A 13107-nucleotide genomic window follows, 5' to 3' on the forward strand; every position below is an offset into this window, starting at 1 on the left:
CTTTCAGCAATCTGTATTTTCGTTAGTCTTTTTATTCATTTGTTGTTCCCCCCGTTGGTGCTTCCAGCGCACTAATGCGCGCGTTAATTCTTTCGTCTGCTGCCTGCAAATCGCCAATCGACTTCTGGTTAGCCAGAACCTCCGTACCGATCTCGCCCAAGTTAGCAATCACGGTGGCAGTCTGATTTTGCAAGGCTGTTAGCTGCGAAGTGATCACTGTACTTCCAGCCGTGTTGATTAAATCCTCATAATCATCTTTCAGCTTTTTCAGTGACGCACTCGCAGTTTTCGCGGCTTCCGATAATTCTGTGATTTTTGCGTTCTGACCGATAATCACACCGTTCATTAAATCAATTTGAGCAACTGCCTTACGTTGCTTACTGTTATATTCGGCCAAAGTTAATTCCTTATCACCTATCGTCAAAGTATCGGTTTCTGGATTATCTAAATTTAAGGTTATAGTCGCAATCCTTAATTCATCGTCGATACCCATATACTCATTAATTAACCGATTGTAATTACCAACAGAAAAGCTATCAACCGCTAACCCAAAAGGTTTTAAGTCGATAGCTCCAATTTGATAGCCAACCGCAACTGGCCTATAATTTGCGAAACCTGTTTTTGCTTTAGATAAAAGAATCTTGGCATCATGAACATCATCCCAATTTTTAGTACCACTAATTCGACCGAACTCGCCAATCAAATCGGAACGCTCTAAGTAATCATGACCACTATTAACACTACTAATAGTTAAACGCGGACTTGCCACATCGGCACTATTTGTTTCAGTAGCGTTAGTCTGTTCGATTGTCGCACCATACGGATAAAAAACTGAATATACTTGTGATGGATCTAGCTTTCGCTCCATGGTCTTCAAATTAGTATCAACGTCGATCACTTGGGTGGCATGAATACCGATTTCCTTTAACCAATCGATATAATTACCGTCATTTTCATGGCGAATCCGTAACTCCCCACCCCACTTAGTAATCAGCTTTTCGTTGATTGTGGCAAGGGTTGAGGTCCCCGGCGTTACGTAATGGTAAACATTATCCGTTGAGTTTGTAATTTCTATTTTACCAACCTTAAACTGGCGATCTGCAGAAACTTGTTGATTATGAATATTGATTAGGCTGGTAAAATCCTGTGCCGGTGTTGTATTCTGGACCTTTTGAAATGGTTGCTTAGAATCATTAAGATAATCCAGATCACTAGAACAGGTTACTGCTTTATAATATCCAGTCGATCCATCATATATTTCCTCAGCAAGTAAGATGCGTCCACGCGATAATTCGCGGCCGTCAATTTCTGATTCAATTTTATACTTGGACACCATACCGTTAATTTCGTTATAAATCGATGCAAAGGGATAAATCTTAAAAGTGAATTTATCCGAAACATTAATACCTAAGCCTAACTGACCATCGGAAATCACTTGGTCTAAATAACTAGCCTGCACAACAGTTCCAACTTGATCGGCAGCATCCTTGTAAAGCGTCACTTGATACATTACAAGAGCTCCTTCCTAAATTTGAAATAAATCGTACCGGTGCCAGTTAAGGTGATTAAATTTTCACCGCGACTAAACTTAATAGGCGTCCTAGAATAACTTCCAGCCTTAAAGTCGACCGTTTGTCCGTTTAAATTAACTGTCAGTGTGCCTGTCACGTCTATATCAGGTGCTATTTTAATGGCAGAAGTATTAATAATTGTCACGGTGCGACTACCGTTAACCGTGAGATCAGTAATTTGTGCAACATCCAACTCAAAGTTGAAATCATCCCAAACATCATTGCCCTCTAACTTGTCACTAATTTTAAATGGATAGGCGGTAAACGTGACTGCTAACGTGCCAGTGCCTTTCCATTCTGTGAAAGTTGGTGCTTCCTGTACTTCGGCCATAAAATAATAACCTGGTATAGAATCGTCCACTAATTTCCGTTGAATGCCTGGAACCAGCCAATTCAGTACCTGAATCTTTTTGACATTCATAATATCCTTACGCAAGGTTCGATAATCGCCAAGATTGAAAGTGTACTTTAATTGGCGCTCACCGTACTGTTCACCAAGGATAGCGGCATAATCATAATAGCCATTACCATTTGGAATAGCGATTCGCCGTTTCTTTTTAGCAGGATTACCAATTTCTTTTTCGTTAACAGTTAAACCAAAGTCATTAAAACTAGATTGGTTATCCCAATAAATCTGCTTCCATTTAGCCACTAAATACACCTCTTTCCGTCAGAATATTATTTTGCATTTGATTCCTAGACACCACTGGCTCAATGCTTTGACCAACTTGTTTACCGTCTAAATAAAGATTAGGATTCTTATCCAAAATCTTTCCTAAATAGCCAACAATATTATCTAACTTATCTAATTGCCGTAGCTTTTCCTCTAGACCATTAAAATTAGAAACTTGTACGATCCTGTTGTTGGTTACACTTTGCTGTTGTGCCTGAATCATCGGCTTGGCATCAAGCAATGTTCTAACAGCTTGATCATGCCCTGCTGTACCATTAGCAAACTGCGGAATTCCACCAAGTAAGTGGTTTGTCTTTGCTGCAGGAACGACTTGCGTATGCTTAGGCGCATTAAATACAACATTTCGCCCTACCGGAACAAACGAATCACCATTAGGAAACCTAACTAATTCACGAAAAACAGGCCCAGCTTGATCATTGACCATTATTGCGCCACCAGCAAAATCTCTGGTACCTTTTGCGCTCTGGGTTATTTTTTTATAAATTGATTTGAATATACTTGTCAGCGTTACAGTATGGTCTCTTTTGTTTGCAAAAGCCCCAACTGCACTACTTGCAGCATTGGCTGGTCCAGACGCGTGATCTGCTGCATTTGCATTTTTAGTTGATCCCGGTGAAGTACCGCGGAATCGATTTACCGCTCCGGTTGCGGTACCAAATTGCCCCGAAGTATGGTCACTCCCGTTAGCATTTTTGGTGCCACCGGGTGAAGTACCACGAAATGAATCAACACTTCTTTTAGCATTATTCATCTGCCCACTAGCATGATCCGCACCGCTAGCATTTTTAGTTCCTCCTGGTGAGGTGCCGCGCCATTTATTAACGGTATCGATTGCACCTTGTACATCGCCACGACCAATTTGTTTCGCAACAGCCGTCTTTTGACCAGGTGTTAGTTTTTCCCAACCACCGAAAGTCTGGATAGCGCTCCAAACCTTATCAGAACCTTGTGTATTAGCAATCGCCCATTTTTGGGACGGTGTTAACCCGCTCCAGATGTTCATCTTACTAGTCAAATCAGTGACGCTACCGTTACCAATCGCTTGAGCAACTGCCTGTTGTGTTTTAGGGTTCAAGGCATTAAAGGCGCCAATCCCACCGATCATTTGTAATAACTCTGGGTGGCCTAAAGACTGCACCGTTGCATTTTTTTGCTCAACAGACATTTGGTTCCAACTGTCCATGGATAGGATAGTTTTACTGACCGCCTCACCGCCAAGCGTTTGGACTGTGGCTTGTTTCTGCTCAGGCGTCATAGAATTCCAGTTCTGCAAAGTGAGTACTGCTTGCTCGACATTTTCTTTGCCAGCAGTTTTAATGATCGCATTTTGTTGTTCTGGTGTGGAGGCGTTCCACCGATCAATGCCACCAATAGCGGCAAAGACTTCATCCTGCCCTTTTGCTTGAGCGACCGCCGTTTTTTGTTCTGGCGTTAGCTCATTCCAAAGTTTAAATTTTCCGAGTGCATCAATAACTTTATCATTACCGGTAACTTTAGCGACCAACAACTGATTCTTAGGGGTCAATTTATTCCAAGAATTAGTTGCTAACGTCGCCTTCGATACTTCTTCCATGCCCTTGACATCCATCTTGCCCTCTTTAACCAGGAGATTGATGTCATTCCACGTATCGGAACCTGCTTTAGCCTGACCGATTATTTCCGCGGTATTAGTTTTCATTTTGCCGGTTTTTGGATCGAAAACTAAATCATTCCAATTGTTGGCCGCATCATGAACCGCACTGGACATTTTCGTTGATGTTGATACGATACCATCAGCAGTATCTTTCGTTGCAGAATCAGATTTTTTTACGACTTTAAGAAAAGTATCGAATGGAATACCTAGCGACTGTACAGCTAAAGCTAAGTCCCCGTACGCGGATTGTAGCTTAGTCTGCTTGGTTGCTTGATCATCAGAAGAACTGTTGATTTTTTTTACCTGGGCTAAGTAGTTATCGTAAACTGGCCCCAAGGTTGAGACATTGTCCTTAACGAATTTGGCCCAGTTGCTGTTCTTTTGTGAATCAGACAATCCCTTATTCGCTTCTCTAACAGCATCCAGCGCACCCTTATATTCTTTAGTTTTGCTGGCAGCAGTTGCATAGGCCTGATTCATCGAATTTAATTGTGAAACCGATTTATCTTTAAAATCCTCGGCAAATTGATCCGCGACAATTTTCTGTTTTTTAGAACTTAAATTGAGTCCTTTAATTTGTGCTTCGATCAAGTCATTCTGGGCATTAAGAATCATCTGGTTGTCAGCGGTTGTTCGTTTACGTTTTGACTCACTCTGACCTTTTTCGATATTGTCAACAACGCTCTGCGCATGTTGAGCCAACTGAATACTCTGTTGATAATAAGTAGCTTTCTTTTCTAAGGCAGATGTATTATAACCGTCACCTAAGCTCCGTTCAGTTTGTTGAACTGCAGCCAATTCGCGTTTGCTGCTTTGTTCAATACTGCTAGCCATTGAATCAAAAGCTTTTTTAATCTGTTCAGTATTTTCTTGAGTCCCAGAATTAGCAGCATTCATATAAACTTTGGTTTGGGTACTAAAATTCTGCATCTTAGTCAAAGACTTATCCGCAGCGGCGCCAACATCCGTGCCCCAGCGTTCTGTCCTTTGACTAGATTCATAAGCTTTTTTACCCCATAGCTCCCATGCCGCAACACCAACTCCAGCAGCAAGTGCGGTGGCGCCAATCGCAACGCCAACAGGGCCAATTGCTGCGAGTAAACCAGTACTTCCGGTCTCTGCAGCAGCTAATCCGCCGGCCATGCCCTCTGCCTTAACGCCAACCGTACTGGCGGCGCCGGCAAATGTAGTCGCCTCATAGGCCGAATTGGAAAATCCAGCCTTCAAAACATCTAGCCCGGTACTGCCAAGCTTGGCTGCGCTACTCATTCGGCCAATACCTTTAGCTAATGAACCCATGACCGTACTAGTACCACCAATTAATGACCCAACTTTACCTAGGGTTCCCGCAACTGGTCCAATTGAGGCAGCGAAAATAGCCCACTTAATAATCGACTGTTGTGTGGACGAATCCATTTTAGAAAATGATTGCACCATGTCTGTTGCTTTGTTAATTAATGGTGTTAAAGCAGGCAATAATTTTTCACCTACTTCAATTCCAAGAACATGGATCGATTCTTTAAATCTGGCTACCTTAGCGGCTTGCGTGTCATTCAATTGATCGGCTATTTCTTTGGTAGTACCGGCAGACTCTTTTGCCCCTTTGGTATATTTGCGTAATTCATCCCCACCCGCAGAAATCAACGCATTCATCCCAGCTTGCGCTTCAGTACCAAAAGCCATTGCCACAGCAGAAGCCCGCTGCTCATCGGTCCAACCTTTTGTATTCGTTTTAATTTTGTCAATGATCTGCGGTAGAGTTAGCGTGCCTTTTTTGAAATCCGCTACATTAACACCTAATTCTTTAAAGCCAGCAACGTTTTGTTTTGATGGCTTGAGTAAACGAGTCAGCGCACCGCGTAGTGCAGTACCAGCAACTGAGCCTTCGATACCCTTATTACTCATAATCCCGATTGCGGCAGCAGTTTCTTCTAAACTGATTCCAGCAGCATGAGCGGACGGTCCAACATAAGTCATAGCCTCGCCCATATCCTGAAATCCAGCCGCAGTTGCGTTCGCAACATAGGTCAAGCTGTCGGTAACGCGACTAGTATTTTTCAGCATCCCATTGGTTGAATTGGTTTTTAAACCGAATTGTTCAAGAACTGAGGTCGAAACATGCATAACATCATTAAAGTCATCACCGGAAGCCTTAGCTGCATTTAAAACAGCGGGCATTGCGCCCATGGTTTGTTTGGCCGAATAACCACGCTTAACCATTTCAGTCATACCTTCATTGATCTTGCCGGTGGAAACACCAAATTGCATGGACCACTGCTTTGATGATGCGCCCATTTGATCTAATTCTTGTCTAACGGTAGCGGTTATTTTGCCGCCATTAGTTAGCAAGGGACCCATAGCGCTGATCTGTGAATTAAAATCCACTGCAGATTTAGCAGCAGCGGCCAAGCCAAGTACAATCGGCGCGGTTACTTTGGTCGTCATCCCTGAACCAAAAGTGCTTAATTTTTGACTGACTTGGGTTGTTTTTGAACCAAAAGCAACCATTTTATCGCCTGCTTGGGTCCAACCGTCTTCCTGCAGCACAATCTGTTGCTTCATCGTTGCCATACGCGCGCGTAATGCTTCAACGTTCGCAGATGTTCTGTTGTACTGGTTAGCGGCATTTGCCTGACGAGTAGTGAGCTTTTGCTGTTCCGCTTCGGTTTCGGCGGTTGTATTCTTTAATTTGTCATAGGTAGCTTTTTGACGCTCCAACTGGGCATTATAATTTTTCATCTGTTGCTGCATTGATCCATAGGCAGATTTCATACCGTTAACACTGTTGCCTGCGCCCTTAATCGCAGCTTCTTGGGCCTTCAATGCTGCCGCGGTCGATTTTATTTGTGCTTTAAGTGCTGTTGCCGATGATTTAAATGGATCAATATTCAAACTAACCGTTGAAGCTAAATGGCCTAAACTTTGAGACATTTTTTAACCTCCTTTCCTAAAATAACCATGGAAATGCCTGGTCGATAGTTGTTTCCTTTTCTTCATAAATACGATTCCAACGCTCAATATCGTATTGAGTTAACCGATCTATTTCTTGGAAGTGATAGCCTTCTTCCAATTTTGACTTATAAAAATCGTCGAGATTATTGATAGCTTCATCAACATCCTCGACGGTTATTTTTTTCCGGTTTTTTCCTCACTATCGGTATCTTTTTTGCCTAGAGAATCACCAATGGCATTATTAATTTCATCAAGTGAGGCTAGTGTACAGCCATTGACAACTTGTTCGGTCTTGAACTGACCATTCCAAAATTTAACAGCAAATTCGGCTAAATCTTTTTCATTACGTTTATAGTGTTCGTCAGAAGGACCACCTTCATCAGAATACATTTCTAACTGATGCCGTTGCAAAATTAATGCTTGAGTCATATCTTTTAGCATTGGCGGATCATTACGGCTAAACTCTTGTTTTTCATGGTCAATGACTAATTCCAGTTTATAGGTCATTTATTACATTCCCTTCATATAAGTTTATAGTCGTTTCACTCCGTTTACGTCACTGTCGATCATTAAAATACTTATGCTGTTGTCTTGGCCGTAACGGTTACTACACATTTAGCCGTAAGACCACCATCATTAGCGGTATAGGTAACATTTGCTGTTCCTTCAGCAACGGCATTCATTTTACCGTTGGCATCAACCGTAACAACTGATGATTTATCACTAGTCCATTGACCAGTTTTATCAGTAGCATCTACGGGTGTGCTAGTCGCAACCAGCGTTTCATTTGCACCCACTTCTAAACTTGTGGTCGTTTTATTTAAAGTCACTGCTGTACAGCTACTTTTGTATCTGCATCTGGAATTTTTGCTTCTTCATCAGTTTTTGGAAAAGCCCACTTATGGAATTGATCGAAATCAAAACCCGGATTATCCTCACGCCCAATTAAAACAACGTTACCGTTTTCTTCATCGCCACGTGGGACAAACGATCCTTCAATGGAATCAGCAGCCGGATCAGGCGTTCCATCAACCGTCTTTTGATCCATAGACGGCAACGAAAATTTACCTTTCAACATGGCCACCCAAACAAATTTGCCATTACTTAGCTTGGTGCGGAAAATCGTGGCCACATCACTAGGAGTTAAGTTTTTGGGATAAATTTCAACCCCACTTACGACACGAATGCCATACAGATCCTGTTTCATCTGCGAATCAACGTCATAAATTTCGATTGACTCAGTAGCTTCGGTGATCCCACCGGATAAAATAACGTATGGGCCATCATCTGCCGCAATCGTCTTCAATTCATTTTTTAGATCCATTTTAATTGAGCTTAGGCCTGGTACTTTGCGCGTTGTTGCTACTAATTCCGTATCATCAACAACACCATACTCAAAACCGCTAGCACCGAATTTAACTAATTTTTTTGCATCTGCCATTACAGATACCTCCTTAAATTTGTGTATAAAAATAGGACTTAATCGAAGCCCTGAAAGTTTCCTTGAATCATCATTAATGTTTCAATATCTGTATCTTGCTCATGATTCTTGTAGTAACGTTCGTAGCCACCCTCATGGAGTACGGAATAGATCAACGCTTCGAGTTCTGCCAACTCCTGAGTCAGTTCGCGCCGAATCCAGAAGTCAACTTGCACTCGCGGATACTCGACGATTCGTTCATCATCGGCGTAATCGGCCTCATCCCCCGGAATCAAGGTGACGCGAATCCACGGTGCATTATCAGCACCAGAATCCAAGAATTTATCAGTTGGTGTAGTCGTAAAGATCGGTGGAAACGTAAGCTTGAATCCGCGAATTTTATCCATTAAATCCACAATTGCTTGGTTATTATTTAACAGATTTCGCACTGTCACTTCGGGTACCGACATTTAATCACCCACTTTTAAATTTTTAACAAATGCTTCTAGCACAGGTCCCCTAGCCTCTTGCTGTGACTTTTCTATGAAGTGCTGGGGATCTTGTTTCGATGTACCTGCGTTTGGAAAATGAGCAATGCGCCCCTTCACATTATCGTAACCGACCTGTACTTCATAGCCACCCGTCTGTACGGAAACACCGGTAACCGTAACATGTTCTGCCAATGGCCCTTTACCAGTTTTATCCTCGTTAGAGACTGGTGTGTTTGGCTTTAAAATGTCGGCGAAGACTTGCCCGCCTTCTTTGACCGCTTTACGAGCGCGCCGATCATACCCCTTAGTTAAATTATCAACCGCTAACAATAATTCTGCTTCGCCTTCGACACTCATTGGGTCACCTCCTGAGTTGAAATCTGAATCAAATCCTTAGTTCGGTAATCAGGATCCAGCGATTTGATTTCATACATGACATTGTGCCACTTAATACGCCAGTTAGGTTTAACTTCTTTTTGGGTTTTAAAAGCAATAATAAATACTGGCGATTGTTTCCGATAGCCCACTTTATTGCCTTGATTAACAAACTCACGAATTGATAATTTAGGTACTTCCGCCCAAACGGAAAATTCTTCGGTCTCAACGGCGTCAACTTGCACACCGTCGGCAGTGATCCCCGGACCAACCGAATAGAATGTGATCCGCTCATTCATGTTAGTTGTTTTCAGCGGTATCATCCCCTAACTCAGAGCGTAACTGATTAATAATACCAACAATTGTGGTTGATAGAATCGGCCGATAACTGTCTGCAGTAAGTCCGCGTTGATAATAATCCTCTTTAACTTGCTTCATCAACGCAATCAAAAAACGTGGCTCTTCAATAAATTCTTGTGCTTGGGAATCATACTTGATTGCTCGGGCGATTTCTAATGCTGTCGCACCAATCAGTGTCTTCAACAAGTCATCATCAAAATCTTGATCAATTTTGCAGTAGTTTTTCAGCGTTTTAAACTGATCAACTGTCAATAGCTCAGCCATTTGATCTCACCTACGCTTCAGTAACGGTGACTTCACAACTGGCCGTTTTAGCACCATCAACCGTTGCTACCGTAATTGTGGTCGTACCAGCCGCTACTGCAGTAACTTTACCAATAACTGGTGTTACTGTAGCTATTGCCATATCCGACGTTGAAAACGCAACAGTTTGATTAGTTGCGTCACTAGGTACAACAGTGGCTTTAAGAGTGGCAGTCTCGCCAATCTTTAAAGCTAATGCTGTTTGGTCCAATTCAACGCCGGTCACGCTTTTGGGGCTGCCGCATACGTGTATGTTAAGAAGAAGCCGGCTTTTTTATCTGCTGGCTTAGCATCAAACCGAGTTGCAACTTGCAGGTACTGACCATAAATCTCGCTATCCACCCAACGTACAGTTACATCAGAACGATTAGCAAAAATAACCGCACGTTTAACGTCACCAATAAATGCGTGCGCTTCACCCGCTACACCAAATAAAGTATCCGCAATTACAAAAATCGGCATATTTAACACGGTTTTACCACTCGGCGAAACAATCGAATCTTGTAGCAAGTAGCGACCATTGCCGTCCTTCAAAGTATCCAACCAATTGTAAAAGCTTTGAGTCGCAACGATTACACGCTCATAGGCGGGATCTAGATCAACATTATTGATATGTTTTAAATCATCAAGCGTATTGACTGATTTTGCGGTAAAGCCCTTCATAACTGTTGCAACTGCACCATTAGTCGTATTTTGTTTTTGCTGATTGGCATTTTCGCCCACGATTCCAACTAAATCAACTACGGCATCATCAATTGATTCTTGGGATAATGGAATGGCACCACGGTAAGTTTGAATTTTCCAATCAACATTGGCGAATTCCGGTTTAGCCAATGCCGGATTCTTTTCTAACTCGGCAACGGAGGTCAAAGTCGCGGTAGTATTTTTCAAAATTGGATATTGCCCAGATGCTGTCGTTGCGGCAAATACGTTAGTAAATTGTTTTAAGTCGACACTTGTTTGCAATTCGCGTTGCGGCGTATAACTAATGGCTACTGGGATAACCGGCTTGGCATCGGGGCTACTAATACCATCAGTAGTTGGCGTAATATCACGTAACATTTCTCCTGGAATAACGGCCTCACCATCACGAATTTCAACACCTTCAGTTATCTTGCCTTTGCTACGAATATATTCATTAATAGCATGCCGTTGTTCTTTGTTTGCTTCCACCTTATTACGCTTAGCTGCTGGCTTAGTTTTCCCTCTTAATGCTTCCTTGTACAAGTCCAAATTTTCTTCATTCATACGAATTTCTTTATTTAGATTATCCAGTTCCGACCGTTTCGCTTTTGCAGCAGTAAAATCAGCTTCATTTTCAGCCTTTTCAGCCAAACTACGAACCTCCGTTTGCAACGCAGTTACTTTGGACCGCTGCCCTTCTAATTTGGCCTTCAATGCTTTAATCTTTTCATCTAAAGTCATGAATATGACTCCTCTCCGCCTAATTTTAGGCATAAAAAATAGGCATTAATTAAATACCCTTTAACAGTTCTTCCTTTTCAATTTGTCTAAGTAGTTCCCGTTGTTCCAGTCTCCATGCGGGTTCTTTGCGTAACGCTTCAACTAATTCTTTACTTCTTGAACCAACCATCACCTCAGTATCCGGATATGCTGGTGTCGTAACGACAGATACATCATAAAGATGATCAATTTTGCGAATTGTACGCTGATAATCAACGCCCTCTTCTTCTGAATCTTCCCATTCTTCGGCACCTTTTTCATTAGGAATAGTAAAGGCAAAACTACATTGATTAATAACACCAGCCTTGATATTCGTCAGCAGGTCACGAGCAAACTGAGTATCGGTTGGTTTGACCCGAAATTTAAGGCCAATATTATCAACTTCCAAATCCAGATTAATTCCAGTACGTCCTAAGACTTGATTCTGATCGTGATTAAAGGTTGCAACAACGTTAGCCATGTCGGTTTCATCTAAAGCATGGCTATCCAAAATTTCTCTAAATCGCACAAAACCGCCCAGAATATCAGAAGGTTTGTTGAATTTAAGCGCGTACCCCTCAATGACAGATTCTTCGGAATCCTCAATCTGTCTTAGGTTGAGCGTCGTCGTTATCTGTCGCGTTTCCAAACCTGTTGTCATTCATATCACCTCCCTTCGCTGCCTTCATTGCTTGATATTCTTCCTTTTTATCCATAAACACGGTATTAAGATTTGACTGATAGCGATCCATATCAGGATTATCTACAGGAACCCGACCAGATTCAATTAATGCTTGATTAGGGGTCAATAACCCGCCTTCTACTGCCTTCTTAGCATCATCAACAGTTAATCCTGTTTCTTGCCGCGAATCGACTTCAAAGCGCCATTGGTGACGTTCTAGGTCATCAAATAATTTGAGCTGTAATTCTGCAGTAATCGGGGCAAAATAATAGGGTAAATCAGACTTAATGAAATCCTCATTCAATTGTTGAATGGACTGATTAGGACTATTGACGGCTAACTTATAGGCTGGAACGTGTAGGGCCTTGGCAATTTGCGCTGTGGAATAATTATTAGAATTGATCAGTTGAAGCACATTGGTGTCAACTTCTAACGGTTTATATTCCATGGTTTCATCGACAACGATTGGTGAACCACCGCTGGAACCTTCTTGCGCAAATTCAAAATCCTCGCGCATCTTTTTGCGGGCTTCACGGCTCAGCTTACCTTTGGCATTGAGAATTGACCCTTTTAAACCGCTCTTGAAGAAGCGTTTAAGCGTTTGAATACCCGATTCCTGTAGTCCTATCTCATCCCTTAAGCTCAGCAATGGCGATCGACCGTGAACACCATCATAACTAAAGAATTTCCAATGGATCACATTCGCTGCTGGTTCAACAATTGTTTTGTTCGAATTATTCGGTGTAAATTCATAGATCAACGCATCTGCATGAGAATCGTCAACATAGGTCTGGCTAGGCAAATAAAATTCTAACAAGGCAGGCTTGTCCGTTAATGGGTCGCGAACAATTCTGGTATAACTATCACCAGTTAAAATTGTGTTTACGGTCATAGCAAACTTCCAATGGTAACTGTCCATAGCAGTATTAGCCTTCTTATTCAATAAATAATCAAGCTCATTACCTTGAACAATTGTGCCTGTTTTCTCATCAATTATCGCGTACGGGAATCGCGCAACATTATTTGCTACGTGAGACACGGCAGTTAATACATCGGAATTTTTTAATGCTGAAATACCAATATAGCTGCCACGCGAATAGCTAGGTAACACACCACTATCCAATAGTTGTCTTGCCCAATCGCTTCCTTCTCCTTGATCAGCACTTCTAAAAAAAGGCATGCA

General features: G+C 42.1%; 14 protein-coding genes. All 14 read right to left on the reverse strand.

Annotated elements, in window-relative coordinates:
* Positions 1–31: 31 nt before the first annotated feature.
* The gene (locus tag FFM78_RS04130; RefSeq protein WP_137637179.1) at positions 32–1510 is read right to left on the reverse strand and encodes a phage tail protein; all 1479 of its coding nucleotides are present in this window, start codon (positions 1508–1510) and stop codon (positions 32–34) included.
* On the reverse strand, positions 1510–2223 hold the full coding sequence (locus FFM78_RS04135; RefSeq protein ID WP_137637180.1) for a phage tail protein: 714 nt from the start codon (positions 2221–2223) through the stop codon (positions 1510–1512). Before FFM78_RS04135 ends, FFM78_RS04130 begins: the two co-directional genes overlap by 1 nt.
* A complete protein-coding gene (locus tag FFM78_RS04140) occupies positions 2216–6829 on the reverse strand; it encodes a phage tail tape measure protein (protein WP_137637181.1) in 4614 nt (1537 codons plus the stop codon). The genes FFM78_RS04135 and FFM78_RS04140 overlap by 8 nt, the downstream gene beginning before the upstream one ends.
* A 195-nt stretch (positions 6830–7024) precedes the next feature.
* Positions 7025–7357 carry a phage tail assembly chaperone G gene (gpG, locus tag FFM78_RS04150; protein WP_137637182.1) on the reverse strand — a complete coding sequence of 111 codons (333 nt, stop codon included), beginning with the start codon at positions 7355–7357 and terminating at the stop codon, positions 7025–7027.
* 71 nt (positions 7358–7428) lie between these two features.
* Positions 7429–7680, reverse strand: a complete 252-nt coding sequence (locus tag FFM78_RS04155; RefSeq protein ID WP_137637183.1) for an Ig-like domain-containing protein — start codon at positions 7678–7680, stop codon at positions 7429–7431.
* The gene (locus tag FFM78_RS04160) at positions 7677–8291 is read right to left on the reverse strand and encodes a major tail protein (RefSeq protein ID WP_137637184.1); all 615 of its coding nucleotides are present in this window, start codon (positions 8289–8291) and stop codon (positions 7677–7679) included. The genes FFM78_RS04155 and FFM78_RS04160 overlap by 4 nt, the downstream gene beginning before the upstream one ends.
* Positions 8292–8329: 38 nt before the next feature.
* On the reverse strand, positions 8330–8740 hold the full coding sequence (locus FFM78_RS04165) for a hypothetical protein (RefSeq protein WP_137637185.1): 411 nt from the start codon (positions 8738–8740) through the stop codon (positions 8330–8332).
* Entirely contained in the window at positions 8741–9118 is a 378-nt protein-coding gene (locus FFM78_RS04170; RefSeq protein ID WP_056980127.1) for an HK97-gp10 family putative phage morphogenesis protein, read from the reverse strand.
* The gene (locus FFM78_RS04175) at positions 9115–9459 is read right to left on the reverse strand and encodes a head-tail adaptor protein (RefSeq protein ID WP_223877005.1); all 345 of its coding nucleotides are present in this window, start codon (positions 9457–9459) and stop codon (positions 9115–9117) included. Before FFM78_RS04175 ends, FFM78_RS04170 begins: the two co-directional genes overlap by 4 nt.
* Positions 9437–9760 (reverse strand): head-tail connector protein, encoded by a 324-nt coding sequence (locus FFM78_RS04180; RefSeq protein ID WP_137637186.1) that lies wholly within the window; start codon positions 9758–9760, stop codon positions 9437–9439. The genes FFM78_RS04175 and FFM78_RS04180 overlap by 23 nt, the downstream gene beginning before the upstream one ends.
* Before the next feature lie 10 nt (positions 9761–9770).
* Positions 9771–10025: an Ig-like domain-containing protein gene (locus FFM78_RS04185; RefSeq protein ID WP_010012967.1), complete on the reverse strand. Its 255-nt coding sequence runs from the start codon at positions 10023–10025 to the stop codon at positions 9771–9773.
* On the reverse strand, positions 10022–11224 hold the full coding sequence (locus FFM78_RS04190) for a phage major capsid protein (protein WP_137637187.1): 1203 nt from the start codon (positions 11222–11224) through the stop codon (positions 10022–10024). The genes FFM78_RS04185 and FFM78_RS04190 overlap by 4 nt, the downstream gene beginning before the upstream one ends.
* 49 nt (positions 11225–11273) lie before the next feature.
* Positions 11274–11903: an HK97 family phage prohead protease gene (locus FFM78_RS04195; RefSeq protein ID WP_137637188.1), complete on the reverse strand. Its 630-nt coding sequence runs from the start codon at positions 11901–11903 to the stop codon at positions 11274–11276.
* Positions 11845–13104 carry a phage portal protein gene (locus tag FFM78_RS04200; protein ID WP_137637189.1) on the reverse strand — a complete coding sequence of 420 codons (1260 nt, stop codon included), beginning with the start codon at positions 13102–13104 and terminating at the stop codon, positions 11845–11847. Before FFM78_RS04200 ends, FFM78_RS04195 begins: the two co-directional genes overlap by 59 nt.
* Positions 13105–13107: the final 3 nt, after the last annotated feature.

The organism is Loigolactobacillus binensis, assembly GCF_005405165.1.
Lineage (GTDB): Bacteria > Bacillota > Bacilli > Lactobacillales > Lactobacillaceae > Loigolactobacillus > Loigolactobacillus binensis.

Coding starts and splice junctions, on each gene's coding strand:
- FFM78_RS04195 (WP_137637188.1), bottom strand. CDS start 11,903: ATGACAACAGGTTTGGAAACGCGACAGATAACGACGACGCTCAACCTA.
- FFM78_RS04160 (WP_137637184.1), bottom strand. CDS start 8,291: ATGGCAGATGCAAAAAAATTAGTTAAATTCGGTGCTAGCGGTTTTGAG.
- FFM78_RS04175 (WP_223877005.1), bottom strand. CDS start 9,459: ATGATACCGCTGAAAACAACTAACATGAATGAGCGGATCACATTCTAT.
- FFM78_RS04170 (WP_056980127.1), bottom strand. CDS start 9,118: ATGAGTGTCGAAGGCGAAGCAGAATTATTGTTAGCGGTTGATAATTTA.
- FFM78_RS04180 (WP_137637186.1), bottom strand. CDS start 9,760: ATGGCTGAGCTATTGACAGTTGATCAGTTTAAAACGCTGAAAAACTAC.
- FFM78_RS04165 (WP_137637185.1), bottom strand. CDS start 8,740: ATGTCGGTACCCGAAGTGACAGTGCGAAATCTGTTAAATAATAACCAA.
- FFM78_RS04130 (WP_137637179.1), bottom strand. CDS start 1,510: ATGTATCAAGTGACGCTTTACAAGGATGCTGCCGATCAAGTTGGAACT.
- gpG (WP_137637182.1), bottom strand. CDS start 7,357: ATGACCTATAAACTGGAATTAGTCATTGACCATGAAAAACAAGAGTTT.
- FFM78_RS04190 (WP_137637187.1), bottom strand. CDS start 11,224: ATGACTTTAGATGAAAAGATTAAAGCATTGAAGGCCAAATTAGAAGGG.
- FFM78_RS04200 (WP_137637189.1), bottom strand. CDS start 13,104: ATGCCTTTTTTTAGAAGTGCTGATCAAGGAGAAGGAAGCGATTGGGCA.
- FFM78_RS04140 (WP_137637181.1), bottom strand. CDS start 6,829: ATGTCTCAAAGTTTAGGCCATTTAGCTTCAACGGTTAGTTTGAATATT.